16 protein-coding genes are annotated in these 18,912 nt (G+C 37.1%); 1 reads left to right on the top strand and 15 read right to left on the bottom strand.

Going from position 1 to position 18,912, the window contains the following annotated elements; translation table 11 throughout:
• Window positions 1-13 precede the first annotated feature (13 nt).
• The 6 genes from mfd to E4O04_RS06625 form a co-directional block, all read right to left on the bottom strand.
• On the bottom strand, window positions 14-3,481 hold the full coding sequence (gene mfd / locus E4O04_RS06650) for a transcription-repair coupling factor (protein WP_253710709.1): 3,468 nt from the start codon (window positions 3,479-3,481) through the stop codon (window positions 14-16).
• On the bottom strand, window positions 3,482-4,162 hold the full coding sequence (locus E4O04_RS06645; RefSeq protein ID WP_253684748.1) for a tetratricopeptide repeat protein: 681 nt from the start codon (window positions 4,160-4,162) through the stop codon (window positions 3,482-3,484).
• Between the two features lie 64 nt (window positions 4,163-4,226).
• The gene (locus E4O04_RS06640; RefSeq protein ID WP_253710706.1) at window positions 4,227-5,291 is read right to left on the bottom strand and encodes a flagellar motor switch protein FliG; all 1,065 of its coding nucleotides are present in this window, start codon (window positions 5,289-5,291) and stop codon (window positions 4,227-4,229) included.
• 80 nt (window positions 5,292-5,371) lie between these two features.
• The gene (locus E4O04_RS06635; protein WP_253684750.1) at window positions 5,372-7,495 is read right to left on the bottom strand and encodes a methyl-accepting chemotaxis protein; all 2,124 of its coding nucleotides are present in this window, start codon (window positions 7,493-7,495) and stop codon (window positions 5,372-5,374) included.
• A 5-nt stretch (window positions 7,496-7,500) separates the two neighbouring features.
• On the bottom strand, window positions 7,501-8,814 hold the full coding sequence (locus tag E4O04_RS06630) for an ABC transporter substrate-binding protein (protein WP_253684751.1): 1,314 nt from the start codon (window positions 8,812-8,814) through the stop codon (window positions 7,501-7,503).
• Between the two features lie 28 nt (window positions 8,815-8,842).
• Window positions 8,843-9,115 carry a BrnA antitoxin family protein gene (locus E4O04_RS06625; protein ID WP_253679674.1) on the bottom strand — a complete coding sequence of 91 codons (273 nt, stop codon included), beginning with the start codon at window positions 9,113-9,115 and terminating at the stop codon, window positions 8,843-8,845.
• A 98-nt stretch (window positions 9,116-9,213) separates the two neighbouring features.
• On the opposite strand from E4O04_RS06625, the gene E4O04_RS06620 reads away from it, so the two are divergent.
• On the top strand, window positions 9,214-9,915 hold the full coding sequence (locus E4O04_RS06620) for a DNA alkylation repair protein (protein ID WP_253710703.1): 702 nt from the start codon (window positions 9,214-9,216) through the stop codon (window positions 9,913-9,915).
• Here the strand turns inward: E4O04_RS06620 and E4O04_RS06615 are convergent.
• From E4O04_RS06615 to E4O04_RS06575, 9 genes are all read right to left on the bottom strand, one after another.
• Entirely contained in the window at window positions 9,912-11,969 is a 2,058-nt protein-coding gene (locus E4O04_RS06615) for a VWA domain-containing protein (RefSeq protein WP_253710700.1), read from the bottom strand. The two genes, E4O04_RS06620 and E4O04_RS06615, sit on opposite strands and share 4 nt — an antisense overlap.
• A 12-nt stretch (window positions 11,970-11,981) precedes the next feature.
• Window positions 11,982-12,266: a hypothetical protein gene (locus E4O04_RS06610; RefSeq protein WP_253710698.1), complete on the bottom strand. Its 285-nt coding sequence runs from the start codon at window positions 12,264-12,266 to the stop codon at window positions 11,982-11,984.
• A 6-nt stretch (window positions 12,267-12,272) separates the two neighbouring features.
• Window positions 12,273-14,639: an AAA family ATPase gene (locus E4O04_RS06605; protein ID WP_253710696.1), complete on the bottom strand. Its 2,367-nt coding sequence runs from the start codon at window positions 14,637-14,639 to the stop codon at window positions 12,273-12,275.
• Window positions 14,640-14,685: 46 nt separating this feature from the next.
• Window positions 14,686-15,330, bottom strand: a complete 645-nt coding sequence (locus tag E4O04_RS06600) for a hypothetical protein (RefSeq protein ID WP_253710693.1) — start codon at window positions 15,328-15,330, stop codon at window positions 14,686-14,688.
• Window positions 15,318-16,247: a cyclic GMP-AMP synthase DncV-like nucleotidyltransferase gene (locus E4O04_RS06595; protein WP_253710690.1), complete on the bottom strand. Its 930-nt coding sequence runs from the start codon at window positions 16,245-16,247 to the stop codon at window positions 15,318-15,320. Before E4O04_RS06595 ends, E4O04_RS06600 begins: the two co-directional genes overlap by 13 nt.
• 3 nt (window positions 16,248-16,250) lie before the next feature.
• Window positions 16,251-16,946, bottom strand: coding sequence for a patatin-like phospholipase family protein (locus tag E4O04_RS06590; RefSeq protein ID WP_371922283.1), 696 nt, complete (start codon window positions 16,944-16,946; stop codon window positions 16,251-16,253).
• 61 nt (window positions 16,947-17,007) lie between these two features.
• The gene (locus E4O04_RS06585) at window positions 17,008-17,247 is read right to left on the bottom strand and encodes a patatin-like phospholipase family protein (protein ID WP_253710687.1); all 240 of its coding nucleotides are present in this window, start codon (window positions 17,245-17,247) and stop codon (window positions 17,008-17,010) included.
• 86 nt (window positions 17,248-17,333) lie between these two features.
• Window positions 17,334-18,275 (bottom strand): hypothetical protein, encoded by a 942-nt coding sequence (locus E4O04_RS06580; RefSeq protein WP_253710685.1) that lies wholly within the window; start codon window positions 18,273-18,275, stop codon window positions 17,334-17,336.
• A gap of 12 nt (window positions 18,276-18,287) precedes the next feature.
• A complete protein-coding gene (locus E4O04_RS06575; protein ID WP_253710682.1) occupies window positions 18,288-18,902 on the bottom strand; it encodes a TM1812 family CRISPR-associated protein in 615 nt (204 codons plus the stop codon).
• Window positions 18,903-18,912: the final 10 nt, after the last annotated feature.

The raw sequence follows: 18,912 nt of genomic DNA, 5'->3' as shown, positions 1-18,912 counted from the left end.
TTTGCGGTTTACCCTACATCAAGCTGCCGAGTTTTTCGCGGATAAATTCACTTTTTTCTTTTAGGCCTATCTTGCCGGTTTGGAGAATGAGGACATTCGGAGCTTTGGGGTCAAGACTTACACGCCCTGCAGATTCTTTTATCATGCGCAAAAGTTTATCTACCGAGATTTTTGATACGCGTGCAAACTCTATGCGGACGGCGGCCTTTCTTTCTTTTAGGCTTGCAATCGAAAGATGATTACAGATAATTTTTATTTCGGAAAGAGCCAAAAGACTTTCCACTTCGGAAGGCGCAGGACCGAAACGGTCAAGAATTTCGGAGTAGACTCGGTCGAGGTCTCCTTGAACCTTAACGGCGGCAATCTTTTTATAAACTTCCATCTTCGTTTCGGGACTTGAAATATAGGAATCGGGGATAAAGCCCGAGTACTCAAGCTCGATAACGGATTCTTGAACGGGCTCATAATCTTGGTTTTGAAGTTTTTGAACAGCCTCATCCAAAAGGCGCAAATATAAATCGAAGCCGACGGAATAAATATCGCCCGATTGTTCCCTGCCCAAAAGATTTCCGGCTCCTCTTATTTCCATATCCTTCATCGCAATTTTAAAGCCGGAACCGAGCTCGGTAAAGTCGGAAATAACTTGAAGCCGCTTCATTGCAATTTCGGAAAGGGCCTTATCGTCAGGATATAAAAGATAGGCATAGGCCTTTTTATCGGAGCGGCCTACCCTTCCCCTCAACTGATAAAGCTGGGAAACTCCGTACATGTCGGCCCTGTCTATGATGATGGTGTTGGCATTCGGAATGTCGATACCGTTTTCGATAATGGTGGTCGCAATTAAAACCTGAAAACCGCCCATACTAAACCGTTCAAAAATTTCTTCAAGTTGGTTCGGAGACATTTGACCGTGGGCTGTCTCAATCATAATCTCAGGCAAAAGGGATTGAAGCATAAAAAGAGTTTCATCTAAACTTTCAACCCTGTTATGAAGATAAAAAACCTGCCCGCCCCGAGAAGATTCCCGCCTTATAACCTCGGCAACTTTTTCGGCATTGAACTCGGCAATAACGGTTTCGACAGGCTTTCTGTTTTGAGGAGGAGTTGCAATTACGCTCATGTCTCTTATTTTTAAAAGAGACATGTGAAGGGTGCGCGGAATTGGAGTTGCAGAAAGAGAAAGACAGTCCACATTGTGCTTCATCTGTTTTAATCTTTCCTTATCCTTAACACCGAAGCGCTGTTCTTCATCGACAATCATCAAACCCAAATCCTTAAAGACAACATCCTTTTGAATTATGCGGTGAGTTCCGATCAAAATATCAACTTCGCCTTTTTTTAATTTTTCCAAAACTTTTTTTTGTTCTCCCTTTGGAACAAAACGGGAAAGACGGGCCAGCTTTACGGGAAAGTTTTTAAACCTCTTATCTAAAGTTTCAAAATGCTGTTCCGTCAAAATAGTTGTAGGAGACAAAAAGGCAACCTGCTTTCCGCTCATAACGGCTTTAAAAGCCGCGCGCATTGCAACCTCGGTTTTACCGTAACCTACATCACCGCAGATAAGCCTATCCATAGGAACGGGTTTTTCCATATCCTCTTTTACCTCGGCTATGCAGGTAAGCTGGTCATCGGTTTCTTCATAAGGAAAGGCAGCCTCAAAGGCCGTCTGCCATTCATCGTCTTTTTGAAAAGCAAAACCGGTACTCGCCTTTCTTTTGGAATAAAGGTCGATGAGTTTTGCCGCTATATCTTCAACCGATTTTTTTACCTTGTTTTTTCTGTTCTCCCAAGACTTGGAGCCGAGGATATCGAGGTGTGGAGCCTCTCCTTCGTTTCCTATATAACGCTGAACAAGGTCGGCCTGCTCAATCGGAATAAAAACGGTTTCATCGTTTGCATATAAAAGATTTATATAATCTCTTTCAGTGTCTAAAATTTTAACACGCTCGATACCGCGGAATTTTCCTATGCCGTAATTTACATGAACAACATAGTCTCCCGGATTTAATTCGATGAAAGTATCGATAACGGAACTCTTTGCAGTCTTTACCGATTTTGGAATTCTTCTGCGGCGGCCGAAAATTTCGTTTTCGTGAATTACCAAAATTTTCAGGCCGGGAATACCGAAGCCGCCTGAAAGGTTGTATGGCAAAATCTTTATCCGCTCTTCATGCAAAATCTCTTCGATACGGAGAGCCTGATTATCGCTTTCGGCAAATACAAAGATAGACCAATTATCGTTTAAAAGGTTATTTAATTCTTCCCGCAAATAAACTATGTTCCCGAAAAAACTGCGGGGCGGATCGGTTTTAAATTTAAGAGTTTTTGTTTTATTTTCTTGTTCAGCAAGCGTTCTAAAATAAATCGACTTATTATATTTTTGTACATTGCTTTCAAATTGAAGTAAGATGCGTTGAGGTTCGGGATATTCCGAAATCAGGGCCTTTCGTTTTTCGTTTTCGTCAAATTGAGTTTTTGTTTTTTTATAAAGCCCCATGTATTCTCTAAGTAAAACTTCGGAAGAATTTTTTTGTCTGTCATAATCGGCATAAAAAACAGGAATCTCATTTAGTTCCGCATATTCCAAAACTGAAGAGCTTTTTTCAAATGCAAGCGGATAAAAAATTTCTTCTCCCTCAAAGGTTTTATATTCTTTTAAGGCATCAACAATCTTTAAAATGTTTTCGGAGAACTCCGAATAGGTTTTTAAATTTTTTTCCAAGCAATCGATACGCTCGTCATTCCAAATAACTTCTTTTACGGGATAAAGGTTAATCTTTTTATGTTCTTCTAAAGAACCCTGACTTGCTATATCAAAGCTCTTTATTTTTTCTACCCTGTCAAAATCAAATTGAATTCGGTAGGCCGTTTTTTCGGAGCCCGAATTGGAAGCAAGGCAGATATCCAAGACTTCACCGCGCAGGGCAAACTCCCCCCTCACGCTTACACGAGGAACCCTTGTATACCCCCAAAGGGTTAAAAGCTCTGCAACGCTTAAAATATCCAAACTTGAACCGGCAGAGATTTCTACCTTGTTTTGTTTTAAATAATCGGCCGGAGGAACCGGAGTTAAAAAAGAGCGCTGACAGCTAATAAAAACGGGAGGCTTATTTTTTGCATAAGATTCATTCCCGGATTCCAACAAACGGATCAGCACTTCGGCTCTTTCCGAAAAAACGGGAGCCGTCGGCGAAATCGGCCTATAGGCAAGAGAGCCCCACCAAGGCAAAACAAAATTTTCTATTCCGGAAAAATCCAAGTCGGCCCTTACGGCCTCAGCTTCCTTTTCGGTAGGCACTACAACGAGGACGGGCTTGCGGGTTCTATACAGATACTCCGTTAAAAAAAAACCGAAAAGGCCTCCCGAAATCCCTGTGAGGTTGTAGGGATAAGAATTTTCATCTATCTCATCGAAGGCATTTTTCATATCCTTCCATGAGCGGATAGAACTTTGTAAGGAATCTATTAGAGGCTGAGGCATTTAAATTCTTACTCGTTTGAGGGCATCAGCTGCATCCTTAAAATCGGGACGGAGTTTTACGGCTGTCTGATAAGCCGCAATCGCACCTTCTTTTTCCCCGGCCGCTTCACGGACGATTCCGAGTCTATACCACCAAAGAGAGTTGGAAGGCTCCAAGTGAACCGAAATAGAATAAGCTATATCGGCCTTGTGATACTTTTTGGTATTTCGGTAAATTTCGCCGACAAAAAAATGGGCAACGCTTATACGCTCTCCGTTGGGAGCCATTTCGATATACATTTCCATGTTCCGCAAAGAGTCCTTATAGTTTCCAAGGAAAAACTGAGCTTCCCCTAATGTTTCGATAATTCGGGCATCCTTCCCTATTTTTAAGGCATCACTACACACCAGCTCAGTGTCCTTATATCTTCCTAATCGAAAAAGACACCACGTATATACGGCATAAGAATCCATGTTTTTAGAATTTACCTTTAATTCGTTACGGCAAATTTCGATAGCAGATAAATAAGCAGTCCTGGCATCATCCCGTCTCCCTATAGAATCAAGACTGCGGCCCTGCCTATAAAGCTTTAGAGCGTCAGGTTTATCTTGTGCAAAAAGAAGGCCGGCCTCCGTAAAAAAAAGGCCTGAAGTAAAAATAAAAGTTAATAGAATAAATTTAAAACGTTTTCCGGTTATCATAATTTTCTCCGTATAGTATTTTACATAAATTTATATTTTATTCAATCGGGGAGCACAAGCCTGTCTAATACACGAACTTATCTTCTTCGTCTTTTACGATGGAAACCCTGCCCCGCTCTGCTTCATTTTTAACTCGGGCTAAGAAGAGGTCGACGGCATTATTCAGATCGCGTTTAAGAACAGGCCCCATGTACTGTTCTTCATCGAGCACCAAAGAAGCTCGGCTCTTAGACATATTTGCTAAAATTACTTTTCTGAATTCTTCACTTTGATTATGAATTAAAAGAGCCAATTCCTTGTCGGTCATGGGAGAGATAAGGTACTGAATGTGCTTTGGATACATGTTTATAACATCATCGAGGGTAACGAGCCTGCGCTTTATAGTTTCGGTCAAGGTTTCATCTTCAAGATCAAGGGAATCCAAGATATTGGAACCAGTCTCATAATCCAGTTTACGCAAAATATCGGCCAAGACGGAAACCCCGTCAACTGAGCTTGTGCGGTTTAAATTTACATCGGCAAGTTTTTTCTTTAAGGCCTCGCTTACCTGATTGAGAACTTCTACATCTATTTTTTTAAGCTTTGCAAGACGCAAAATGATGTCTTTTTTTTCGTCTTCATCTTCGATGGAACTTATATAGGCAGCGGCCTGCTTAGGCTCCAATTGCGAAAGAACTATGGCCTTTGTAGCCGGAAGCTCGCCTTGCAGTATTCGGCTCAGGCGGTCTTTATCCATGCCTTCAAGATATTCAAAGGGCACAGGCATCTTGGGAGGCACGGCACTTTCAAGAATCTCTTCAGCCCTGGCCTCGCCGAAGGCCTCTGTTAAAATGGTTTTAGCCGTATCGACACCGCCCAAAAGGTTTTTGTTTTTATTGTAGATATCGTTAAATTCGTTTAGAATATCGTAGGCTTCTTTTTTGTCTATTGATTGAACCGTAACAAGCTCGGCTACAACCTTGTCTATTTGCTCCTTATTGAGCTGCCGTAAAACATCGGCCGCCTGTTCCGCCCCGATTATAAAAAGGAATTTTGCAACCTTCTTATAAGGACTTTCTTTTTCCGTACTTTCAGCAATGGGAACCTTTATAAGCCCCTTCTTTAGCATTTGACTTTCAATATCGCTCATAAAAACCTCAGGGGCTATTATAGCATAGATTAGCTCTAAATAGCAAGGGTAAAGAAAAGTTATAAATTGTTCAAGGAGCTCTATACTTTAAATTTATTAACCTCAAATGCCAAATTCTCAATACTGATTTTATTTTTTTGCGTAATTTCATTGACTTCCTTCATTGCATCACTTATTTGGACAGCACTCGAAGCCATCTCATTCATACTTAGCGTAATTTTTCGGGTTAACTCATCTAATTTAGTCATCTCTTCAGCAACCTGCTCACCGCCTCTTAACATTTCAGCCGAGCCGTTGTTTACTTCAATAGTTACGGAATTAATATTTTTTATTGCATTTAAAATTTCTACACCTGCATTTTCCTGTTCACGCATTGATTGCGTTAAAGATTCACTCATAGATTTTACTTGTTCTGAAAGATTGAAAATTAAGCCGAATTTTTCTTCAGCCGTTCTAGAAGATGCAGATAAGGAATCGATTTCGCCGCTTAAAGCTTTAAGAGTCGCCGTAATTGTTTTTCCCTGAGCACTTGACTCTTCGGCTAATTTTCTGATTTCGTCGGCAACTACGGCAAACCCTTTTCCTGCTTCTCCTGCATGAGCGGCTTCAATCGCGGCATTCATAGCCAAGAGATTTGTTTGGCTTGCAATATGCTGAATAACACTGCTTGCCTCCAAAAGCCCGCCTGATTCTTCTGCAATTTTTTGAGTTACTCTATTTGACTTAGAAACGGTTTCTTTTCCGTCTTCAGTTGATTCGGCAAGAGTCTTAATAAGTTCATCGGTTTTTTCCAAGGTTTTAGTTATTGAAGCAATATTTGCAGTCATCTGCTCAATCGAAGCCGACGAGCGTGAAACACTTTCAGCCTGATTTTCAATTGAGGCATTTAGTTGCTTAATTGTTTTGATTATCTGTTCAATTGTGGCGGCCGTTTCCGTAACACTTGATGCTTGTGTCAAAGCCTGTTGTTTTACGCCGTTGATATTTTCAGTAATTTCATGAACGGAATCGGCTGTCCGGTTCATATTTGAAGCCAGGTTAGAACCGATTTCGGCCATTGAGCGGCTGTTAAGCCCTACAGACTGCATTGAATTTCCTATTTTTTCGATTGTTCTATTAAAATATTCGGATAGTTCCGTAATTTCATTATTACCAATTAGAGGCAGCCTTACGGTTAAATCACCCTCGCCTTGAGAAATATTTTTAAGAACTCCAATTACTTTGTTAATAGGTTTAACAATATTGTTTGCGGTAAAAAATCCTATAAGTACCGCAATAAGTATACCGCATAAGGCAACAAGGATAAAAATATTTAAAAAGTTGGATACGTTCTCCGAAATAAATTCTGAAGAAGGAGCCGTTATCAATAATTTCCATCCCGAATATCTCATTGTAGACAGGGCCGAAATATGTTTTATTCCGTTTATTTTAGAAACTTTTACAGCCGATTTTTTTGAAGTGAGCATATCTTTTAAGAATATCGAAAAATCCGTTTCTTTCGAATTTAATATTTCGGCAAAAAAATTTTTATATAAAATTTCCGGCCTGCGGCTTCCCAGAATAATTCCGGAAGGACTTATAAGATAAGCCTGCCCCGTTTTACCGACAATTATATCGCTTATTAAATTAGATAAAGAGTCGCCTAAAATGGAAGCATTAATAGTGCCCACAATTTTTCCCTGTAAATCACGTAGGGGAATTGCAATTATAGAAACATATTTTCTTTTTGTTAAAGACATTTCAGGTTCCGTAATTACATATTTTCCTTTTATGACGGATTTAAACCACTCGGCATTTTTTATGTTTTCCTCTTTATCGTCTGTGGTGTACAAAATACCGTCAAGTCCGCTTATTCCGAAACTAAGCCACCCGCTTTGCTTCAGCATTTGGATTTCATTTTTAAAAAAATCAATTTTCTGTGAATAAGAAATTCCCTTATCTTGAATGATCGGCATATTTGAAAATGTATCCAACTTTTTGAATATTGAATCTGCCCTCTCATTTAAAACTTTAGAAGAACCTTCAGCTAATTCATTTATAAAATATTCGGTATTACGCATAAGAGAAAAAGAAGCAAGGTATACCGATATTATACATATTACCGTTAAAAGAGATACGGCAAAAAATATAAAAACCCCTATCATCTTATTTTTTATTGAAAATAATTTTAATCTTCCGCCTGTATTTTCGTTTTTTTGTTTCATAATTTTTATTCTCCCAGCGTACGGTCCGCATCTTTTACAAAAGAGTTAAGAACATTTTGGATATCTTTACCGGATGAAGCTTCCTTTAATGCCTTATTCCAATATTCCCGCATTTTTGAAAATCCGGTTATATTATTATAATATTGCCCAAAGAATTTTTGAAGTACAGAATTATATAATATTTCGTCATCGGAAGTTTCAATTTGAATTTTAGATGTAGCCGGAAAACCTCCTGAAGCTTTTACAAGTTTACCTGCCCAAACTTCATCGGTTGCAGCAAATTTTAAAAACAGTTTTGCGGCTTCTATTCTTTGTTTATCGGAGCTTTTAAACACGCATGCTCCGCCTGCTAAAAATTCCAGTAAAGGCGCAGAAGAATCATTCGGGAAAGGCATATAAATCGGAGTAAAATCTTTACCCTTATAGTTTCGTTTTCCGTCATACATTTTATTAAGCTGGGGTGAATATAAAATAGTGTGAGCCGCTTTTGACTCTGCAAACATGGAAATTGCATCATTGGAAGTAAGCTCTGCACCGTCAAGCAAAAGGCCTTCATTCATTGCATTTATGGTCCATGTCAAATTTTTTACGGCCTGAGTAGAATTAAAAATATATTTTGAATAGTCTTCATTTAAAAGATTAGCATTTCCGAATAGGTTTACCAAAAAAGCCCTTGTGCCTTGATCACCTCCCATAGTTTTATAATAAAAAACTCCGGGTGTTTTTTCTTTAGGCAGTTTTTCTCTTAAAGATCTAAGAAGCGTTTCATATTCGGCTACAGTCCAGCGCCGATCCAAGCGTTTATAAGGTAAAAGATCTATAAGTCCCAAATCTTCAAGCATCTCTTTATTGAAGGCCATGGAAAAAGGGCCTTCATGCATGGGATACATGTACGAACGCCTGTCTTTACCGGCGGAAATTTCCAAAAGTCCTGTGGTAATATAAGGTTTTTCGGCTGCAAGAATATCATCCAACGGTTCCAGTAAGCCCGCCGCTGCCCAAGCAAGAATGCGGCCGGGTGCATCGTAAACGACATCCGGAGCCTTGCCGTCAGCTATTGCAGCTTCGATTTTTGCCTGCCCGTCTGCAAAACTTATAAGCGTAAAATTAACCTTAATACCCGGATATTCTTTTTGAAAGGCTTCGATAAGGCTTTTTTCAAAACCGCCGCTTTCTCCTGTTTCAGATGTAAAATTAGGAAAACTCCAAAATTCGATTTCGGCAGTAACCTGCTTCTTTTCTTTGTTTATACATCCTACAAGAATTAAAAAAGACATCACAAAACAAATACATAAAGATTTCTTTTTTAAAAGTTTCATATAAAACCTCTCAGTATAATATTAATCGTTAAAAAACATTTGCTTTTTTATCGGTATTCATAGCTTGTCTTAAAATAGTATTTATACGGCTTTGGTAACCTTTTCCGTATGATTTAAGCCAAGCAATAATATCGGAATCAAGTCTTATTGATAAAGGCTTTTTAACAGGGCGGTACATTTCCAAAAAATCAGCTTTTGTTAGTTCAGGAATGTCTGAAGTATCTATCGGCCTATCATTTAAAGCTTTTAATTCTTCAATCTTTTCTTTTGTTAAGTTTTTCTTAGCTTCCGTAATATTCATTGATTTTCCCGCATTTTATTGTATATACAAAATAGTATTTTGTCAAGTCCGGCCTATTCTCCTCGACAAAAATTAAAAAAAGCGGTATAATAGCTTCGATGAAAACAAAACAAACATTAATTCAAACTAAACTTTTTTCATTTGAAGATAAAAAGTACAAGGACTTTAATAAAAAGCTGATTCCTAATATTGATGAAAATACTATGATAGGCATAAGAACGCCTGTCTTACGTAAATTTGCAAAGGAGTTTTTTAAGTCGGAACCGGAAGCGGTATCGGCCTTTATGAAGGATGTGCCGCACAAGTACTTTGAAGAGAACAACCTGCACTGCTTTTTTATTGAAAATATAAAAGATTTTGATGAAGCGGTAAAAGAAACCGAAAAGTTTTTGCCCTACATCGACAACTGGGCAACCTGCGACAGCTTCTCTCCCAAACTGTTTAAAAAATACCACGAAGAAATTTACAAAAAAATTTTGGTGTGGATAAAATCGAAACATACCTATACCGTAAGGTACGCTATAGGGCTTTTATTATCGAATTATCTTGATGAGCATTTTAAACCCGAAATGCTTGAGCTTGTTTCAAAAATCAGATCAGACGATTATTATGTAAACATGATGATAGCTTGGTACTTCAGCATTGCCCTCGTCAAGCAATACAAGACAGCCATCCCATACATCGAAGAAAAAAAACTTGACACCTTCACCCACAACAAGGCTATTCAAAAAGCAATCGAAAGCTATCAAATTCCTAAAGAGGTAAAAGAACTTTTGCGAGGGATGAAGGTGAAGGGCTAATTTTTAGTTTTTCTTCTTCGCAATGAATCAAGCTGACGTACCAGCTCTTTTTGTGCATCCGTATTGCCCGGATTGTAATTCCAGTTTTCGTTAAAGGCTTTCAGTGTTTGCTTATTTCCGTCGGATCCGATAACGAGCGAGTAAAAACCGGTTTCTTTTTCCTGTTCGGCTTTTATTTTTTCTTCAAGTCCTGCCGGAAGTTCGCCCATTACAAAATCGGAAACCATAAGAACATCTGCATTTTTCCATTCATTTGTTTGTAGTTGTTTTACCGCGTGTGTGAGTGCCGGAGCCGCATCGGTTCCGCCGTTAAAGCTCATACGCAAAAACTGTACTAATTTTGAAAGTGCATCGGCTCCCTTAAAGCTGCTTAAATCCAATGTTTCTATACCGGTAGAAAAAGAAATAAGATAACAAGAACGCTTTTCGTTCATCGCAATTTTGGCAAGTGCAAAGGTAACGGTCTTTGCAATCTGTTCAGGTGCTCCGTGCATGGAACCGCTCGTATCGACACAGATGATAATCGGTCCTTTGGGTTCCTGTTTTTCAACGGAAACTTCTTCTTGTTCGATAATCTCCTTTTCTTTTTCTGCATAATTTTGATAATCAAATGAAAGCAGCTGTTTTTGAGCAAATTTTAATTGAAACAATTTCTCTGCGGCGGGATTTTTCAGCATGGCAAGTTCTGCCGGTAAAGCGGCGGAAATATCATTAGAATAGCAAAGACCGTTTATTTCTCCGCGGTAGGCTGTCTTTGGATGCCATTCAGTTTTGATAACGGTCTTATCTCGAAGTTCTTTTTCAAACAAAGTTTGCGCACGGCTTTGTGTTCCAAGCAGAGCAGCGAGTTCCTGCAAGAATACATCCTGTTCAAGTAATTGTGCAAAACTTTCCAAAATTTCAAATCCGCTTGTTTCAAACGGCTGCTGCGATAAATCCCATAATCGTCCTAAATCCTTGATAAAAGGAGAGAGCAATTTTTCGAGACGGATAAAATTTTTGATTTTTTCGTATAGTTTTTCCAAAAAAGATTTCCGCATAGCTTCAATCTTTTCCAGCTCCCATTGAATTTTTCGCTTTATCAGTTCTTTTTCCATATCTGCAATAAAATTTCTACGCAGAGCTTCCAATTCTTCTTTTGATTTCCATTGAACGATAAATTCTTCTTTTTCTTTAATCTTTGCGGTTTCTTTTTTTACAATTTGTTTCTGTTCGGAAAATGCCTTTTTATAAAAATCGAAATTCAATAAACTCTCGGCAATATTACCTCTTTTTGAATTACTTACAGAAGGAAGCCGTTTATAATGATATTGGATTTTTGAATTCTCATCTGAAAGATCCAAAGCAATATCCTGTGCAGAACGTTTTTTTTGCTGTGCAAGGAAAATCTCTTCTTCAAAAAAGGGATTTTCCTTTTCCAATGTACTCTGTGTTGTTTGGAGCCATTCAAGTATATCCGTCTGGATATTTTCGGAAACTCCTGTATGGTTTAGTGCATAATCTTTTATGTCGTCACGGGATAAAATTTCCGAAACGGCTTTATCAGCTGCTTGAGCAAAGATATTTTGCGGGAACTCGATAGCAATTTCTTTAGGTTCAATAGGCTGTATCGCATCTTCCAGTGCATCCACAATCTGCTTGCGTTCGGATGGTGATCCTAATGCCGGAGAAGCGGAGTTTTCAAACTTCCGCTTTTTCTTTGAAGGCTGTTTATAACGATTGAGATTATTTTCTAAATTTTGTTTGATTGTATCGTTTTTTGTAAATATTGTATTGCACAAATCGGCAAATTCGGTGTCGGTCATATCTTCCGTTTTATGAGCGGCTTTATTACGCGATAATCGGATATCTTCCCACCACTCAGGTTTAGAAGCAAAGCGGGTCTTCTTTAAGCACTCCCGCAAATGCAGCACTTTCACTTGAATCCATGCACGAAATTCTTCCGAAATGGAAGCAATATCCTTAATACCTTTAGGATATTTATCCGTAATGGATTGAAGTGCTTGTAATGCTTTTCTGGTATGATTTCTTGAATTTCTCTCTCTTTTATTCATAATGCCTCGGCTTTAGTTTATGACACACTCAATATCGTTTATATTATCAAATACAAATGACATTATTTTTTGCAATTCCTTATCCGGTATATCTTCTGTAGCATGAGCTAAGCGGTTGCGGATTTTTTTCAGCTCTACAATAGTTTTCATATGCGGCACACTATCTGCAAGTGCAAGCACTTGCAGAACCAGCCATGCCTTTTGCTCCTCTGAAAGAATAGATACATCGGCTATACCGTCAGGAAATTTTTGTTTTAATGCAGTAAGTGCATTTTTAGCTTGTATAAATCCGCTCATTGTATCTTACTTCCATTCCCGTATCGCACGGACTGCATATTCGTGATCTTTCGTTGTATGATCCTGTACGCCTTTTTCATCAAAAAGCTGATAAAAGGCGGCTGAATCCCCATTAGCAGCGGCAGACCAGTATTCATAATCACCAAGAACAGTATTATTCGTTCCGATTGCTTCTAAGGAATTGTTAATAATTGCTCTATTTTCCCAAATTGAATTAAGAGCTTCTTTATCAGGCACAATCCAATCTGCGGAATATTCTTTGGGCAGGTTTTCACCATAATGAGATGCAAAATCTTTAATTGAATTCCAGTGCATTTTCTTTTCGGTTATTCCCATTGCAAATACCTTTTCGCCGGTAATACACACAACTGCAATAACATTCTTTTTTTGTTCTTCGGTTATGTTTTGTATTTCTTCGGACGATAAAACAATGCCGTTTTTAAGAATAATATCGCCTACGGAGTATTCGGCTTTCAGGTTGGAATTAAAATACCGTGAATGTTCCTTATCAAGATTGATTTTTGCATCTTCCAATGCATGAATTGCCTCATCAAGTTTTGAGGTAAGAATTGTATTATACTCCTGATTTGCAAAAAGATTGGCTTTAAACGGCTCGGCATCCTGTTCTTTTTTGTTTTTTAAAGCTTCAATTTCGGATTGAATGGTATCTACTATCGGTGCATAGTAATCTTTGTCAAAATTTTTCTGTTTTGTTTCTTGAGTAATATCCGAGAATTTTTTTTGTTCTCTATGTGTTTTTGCAGGATTCTTTTTAACGGTAAAATTATGATAACAGGAAATCGCATTACCGTTTTTTTGAAAGTTTGAGCGAGCACGATAGTTTCTATTTGAATCATAGACATCATGCTCATAATCATAATAACCATGTTTTCCTTTTGCTGTGGTAACATACCATGTTTCGGTTGTTCCGGTTCGGATACATTCATAGCATTTTTGTCCGTCAACAGTAACAATTTTATCGGTTGCCGGTTCTTCAATTTCTTCAAACCATGTTTCATTAACTTTTGTTTTAAATTGCTCAATCTGTTCATTGATTTCTTCTATTGCGGTGTCGCAGTCAAGACCGTTTTCTTTAATACATTTTTCGACAATTTCACGAACCTTTTCCCGCTGTTTTTCGGTACCCCAAATACAGTATTCAATGAGCTGGCAGTCCATTAAATCTACTTCGGTTCGTTCATTCAAAAATGCTGAAGTTTTAAGAATTCTCACAATTTTTTTCCAACGGCGGTCTCCGGCTTCAAAGAGCTCACCGTTCTTTTTATCTTCTTCGCTCAAGGCTTCATTTTGTACTGTCAATTCTTTGCGGATTGCAGAAATAACAGCCCGTGCCGCTTCTGAAAGAGTAACGGAATCAATCCGAGTTTTCCAATCCTCCAATTCCTCATTGGAAATCTGTAATTTTTTTATTTCTTCGGATAGCTCAAAATTCGATATAGAGGGCTCATTTACCATATCAAAGAAATTATCTTCATCAGCAATAAAACCGACACAAAGCCTGAGGACAAAGCGGTCATACAAGGCTTCAAGACTGCGGTCTTTTGCAGGCAATTCATTAGAAGCTGCAAACAGGGCTTTTAAGGGTACATCCATAACCTTGCTGCCGTTATGAAATTTACGTTCATTTACAATGGTCAATAGGGTATTCAAAATGGCAGGACTGGCTTTCCAAATTTCATCTAAAAATGCAATATCAGCTTCAGGCAGCATATTTTCGGTTAAACGGCGGTATTCCTCTTTTTTATTCCCATTTTCATCTTCAAGTTCGCCGTTCAGAGCTTTGAGCGAAATATTGCCGAAAACTTCTTCCGGTGTCGAAAATTGGTTCAACAGAGTTTCAAAATATTTTACAGGCTTATCACCGTCCGATTTAAACGCCTTGGCGATACTGCAGGCTATCATACTCTTTGCACAGCCGGGTGCACCTAAAAAGAATATGCTTTCTCCCGCGATTGCCGTAAGCAGGGCAAGCCGTACCGCTTCTTCTTTTTCGTACAAACCTTCATTCAAGCTGCTTATAATTGATTTTATTCTTTTGTGGATTTTATTTGTTTTTGTCATTTTATTCTCCTCAGTTATGGTATTGCGTATCTGTTCTTCCGATTGCTTTTTTCTCACGGCCTTGTCCTTTTTCCCATCGGGAATATATGCTTCATATTGATCAAGGGTTTGAAGTAACTCTGCATATTTATTTACACCAAATAATTCCAGTATTTCATTTTTTTCTTCACCTTTAAATCCGGCATTTTCAATCACCCGATTTATCAAAATATCATCTTCAGGTATTTTTTCTTTTAATTCATAAAATGATTTGTTAATCTTTTCAATTACTTCTTCTTTTGTATAGTTCACATTACACTCCTTATTATTATGTTGTATTTATATATAGTTTATTCTATCACAAAATTGACACTTTTATGAAACATTTATAATATCTTTTTAATTCCATCATTCCTAATTTCCGTAATTTTGAGATTTGATTACTGTATTTCTGTATAAAACCATATTGCTTTTCCTTTGGAATCAATTTTTTAAATTTATTTACCTTGGCAGCCCATGAAAACAATAGCCGTATTGTAATTTCATCGTTACAATCAAGATTAAAAAAATCAGCGAGAGATTCAATAATTCCTTTTTTACCGTGACTACGGTCTCCATAAATATCAATCTTTTTACCGGATTGTTCCCAATATTTATAAGAAATAAAATAGGGGATTAAAAAATCATCAATGTAATCGGAAATATTTTTTGAAGATAGTAATCTGAGTCTAATATCTATGGGCGTTGCAAGACAGAGAGAGTTATCTTGAAATTTGTGATCATATTTAACAGCATCGTCCACATCAAAAACTTTCGGTAATATATGCGGATAATTATTGTCCATCACTAGCTTTAATCGCGGAGCGGCTTCCATAATAAAGTCCTTATATCTACCGCGTAAAATAAAACGTCCTTCAAAAATTACAGATGAGGCTTCTTGCCGTATGGCAACTTCAGGAAATGTCTGATGTATAAAATCAATACTTTCGTCTATAATTGCCACGGTTTTGCGCCTATACTAAATTCTTTAATAGGAGTGATAGTTTTGTCATTCAGCTTAGGGAATCTATCTCCAAACTGTTCCCTCATGATAATTGATGATCGATTATCGGATTGATTATTGATTGCGGTTTTTATATCATTCATAAGATCAGAAAGTTTTTGTATTAAAGTATTTTTCTTTGATTCAGAATAATTCTCCCATAACTCTTCGTATGGGGAAACAGTTTTCTTTATTCCTCGGTTTGTATTGAGAAATGTCACACATTTTTCCAATGTTTGATACAATGTCACATCATCACGATCATTACCGTAAAAATTATTTACAACTAATATTGTTAATTCTATACTGGTAAAATCTGTTTTAGTAAAATCTCTCCATGCTTTTAGGTACCTTATGATACGGTTTGTTTGCTCATTTTTCCTATTATTATAAAACCAATCTTTAAAATCTTTTGAATCGCTTTTAATCCATGTATTGGTTTTTGTATTAGCTAACCTTGCATGTCCATTTTTCATAATATAAATAGGAAAGTCTATGTGAAAGTCATTTGCATAAGTAAGTCTTACACAGGAGGTTTTACTTTCACACCCATCTTTTGTATGATCTTCAAGTGCTTCAACAATGAGCCTATGAGCTTCTTTAGGAGACGGCCATTCATTTTCATTTTGTGAAACATGCTGTAAGTAAATTCCGTCATCAATATCAACCTCATTTCCGTTAATCGGATTTAGGGCGGTATTTATGGTAAAGGAACCTTGTGATTGAAATTTCGGCTGGTTGTATTTCAATTCATCTTTAAAAAATACCCGTATTTTATTGCGGACAACATCACGCCTTCGCCGAATATCGGTTTTTTTAGCTTCGGTGAGCTTAACGGTTTTGTCAAAATCAATAAATGCCTGATGTAAATTTGCCATACATTACTCCTTAAAAAAATTAATTATATTTGTTTTATTTTTGTTGAAATCATTAAAACTTAATTCCGATAACAATCTATATGTTTTCCTATTGGCAGAATCTAAAGATAGTTTTTTACATTCCGGTTTATCCGGTAAATTTTCACTTTCAATACGTAAATATTTATTGATGAACAGAGCTTCATTTTTAGAAAGGAAATTTATAATATTATGTACACCAAAAGAAGATATTTTCATCGGCATGGTAACCATTTTTGCTGCCCATTTTATTAAACCTGATTTTCTTGTTTCTACAGAAACGGTTTCTTTTATCGCAGATAAGGGATTGCCAATCGAAAGTATATTTATACTATCATACGCTTTATCTTCTCCCACAAAATAAGTACACGCTTCTATTACCGCAAAGAGAGCAGGATTATTTTGCCATAAACCGCCATCAGCCAAGCCTCGATAATAGCCGAAACTATGCAATGGGAAATAGGTAGGTGCTGCAGACGTTGCAAGAGCAATATCTGTTAATTTTACATCAATGTCCCGTGTCAAATTTCCGTTATGATTTGTTTTAAAAATAATGGGCTGACAATTAGATACATCAATTGCCGGAATGCAAATATTTGTTTTACAATCCTTTACAGTTCTATCACCAAAAAATTCGGTAAGAGCATTTTGTAACGGAATAGAAGAGTATCTATTTGTGATTATCCAATTTTTAAAAAGACAGTTGAAATAAGATTTATGAAATATTTTTTCTCCATGAAATTTATAAAGTTCGGATATTTGAGCCGGGGAGCAAACCTAATGCAAGAGCCAATGCGATAATACCGCCGGTTGAAGTACCTGCTATCAAGTTAAATTTATCAGAAAATGTTTTATTGTTTTTAAATAGTTCTTTTTCAATGAGATTTAATAGCTCAGCAGAATATAAACCTAAAATACCGCCGCCATCTATAGAAAGTATGTTAAAAGTTTTATGCTTATCAATTCTATCATTACTTTCCATGCACCCTCCTCAATTTTAGATTTAATCAATATAATAAAATTTTATAGTATCGGCAAATTTTTATCATATTTTTATACTGCATTCTATCACAAAGTTGACACTTTTTCTTCTATTTCTTTTAAAAAGTTTTTTAAAGTTCTGCTTGCATCGGTTTTATCTCTTTTGAAGCGGGCTGCAATATCCTGTTTTGCCGGTACTTTGAAACCTTTGACTTCAATTTCCTCCAACTCAGCATATAATTCTAAATCTACAAAAGAAAAATTCTGCTTTTGACCGATCATCTTATTTAAGGCATCGAGTGCAGAAAAGAATTCAAGGGTAAGAAGGGCCGACAAATATTTTTTTACCCGTTCTTGTTTTTTTTGGAAAAAATTATCCATAATGATGAACCTATGAAGAACGGCTTCCAGCTCTTCTTTTTTTTCAAACCCTTTTTCGGGATTTCCGATACTCGATTCCAGTATATCAAATACACTTCTTTCCTTGCCGTCAATTTTGGTTTGATCGGAACCAATCTTCACTTTCCCTAAGTCTAAAACTTGCTCCAATATGTTTTCGGAATAATGGAGCAGGGACCCAAGCTCCCGCATTTTATTTATATCCCTGATATCAATTCCGCGTGAATGAGCAAGCTGCACAAGCTCCTTCCATTGCCGGAATATTTTTTGCGGTACCTTTAATCCGTGTAAATACTCTTTTTGTCTTTCCCGTGAAATTTCGTTTTTAACGGCTGCATTAACATAATGCAAAAAAGGAGTTTCCTTTTCAATCTTATATGCTTCCATAGATTTTGATATTGTATCGTTTATTACATCACTATACTTTTCGGCAGTTATCTCATCATCATTTTCAAGTCCGGTATATTGAATCTCTTTATAATACCGCCACAACTCAATCCAAAGTTCGGTTTTTAAAGTGTTGCGTTTTGAAGCAATAGAGTTATCTTCTTTTGGAATTGAGAAAAACTCGTCTGCTAAGTATTTAATTTCTGCCTCGAAATTTTCTTTTTTCTCTTTGCTTGCTCTCATTAAAAAACACTCCTACAGAGCAAAGAATTTATCTATAGTTTTTATTGCAGATTTTCCGTCAGAAGCTTCCATAGCCGATGTCAAAGTATTTAAATAATAAAGAGGAGTTAAATCAAAAATGCATTGACTGCCCTTTTTAATTTCTCCTTTTTCAAACTCAGCCTTACCATAAATGATGTGTTTTATTTCGGCATTAAAAAATTTTTCGGCAAAATTTAAAACGCAAAAAAGTACTATAGGCAAGGTCTTTTGACCGAAGGTGATATCGGCAATTATTTTTGCATCAGGCTCAAGATAATCGAGCAGCTTTCTAAAGCGGCTTTCGTGTTTTTCCTTGCTTTCTTCAAAGGCTTCGATCACATCAAAAAAAGAAATGTCAGCTCCTATTTTCTCATTTAGAGCTTTAAGTTCAGTCTTAAAAATTTCTGCATTTTTTTTACTTGAACCCGAATCATTCATCAGCTGAACAACCTTCACCCTCTCTCCTTTTTGCAAGGTTTTTGCAAGAACGGCATTTACAGGGAATATTACGGGATGCTCATATTCCAAATCCTTGTACCCTTGAACCGGATACTTAAGTTTTTCGATTTTGTCCTTCATAGGAATCGTCGTGAAAATAATCTTCATATATAAACCT

The organism is Treponema sp. OMZ 799 (genome assembly GCF_024181365.1).
GTDB lineage: Bacteria > Spirochaetota > Spirochaetia > Treponematales > Treponemataceae > Treponema_B.
This window is presented reverse-complemented; position numbering and strand designations above follow the sequence as displayed.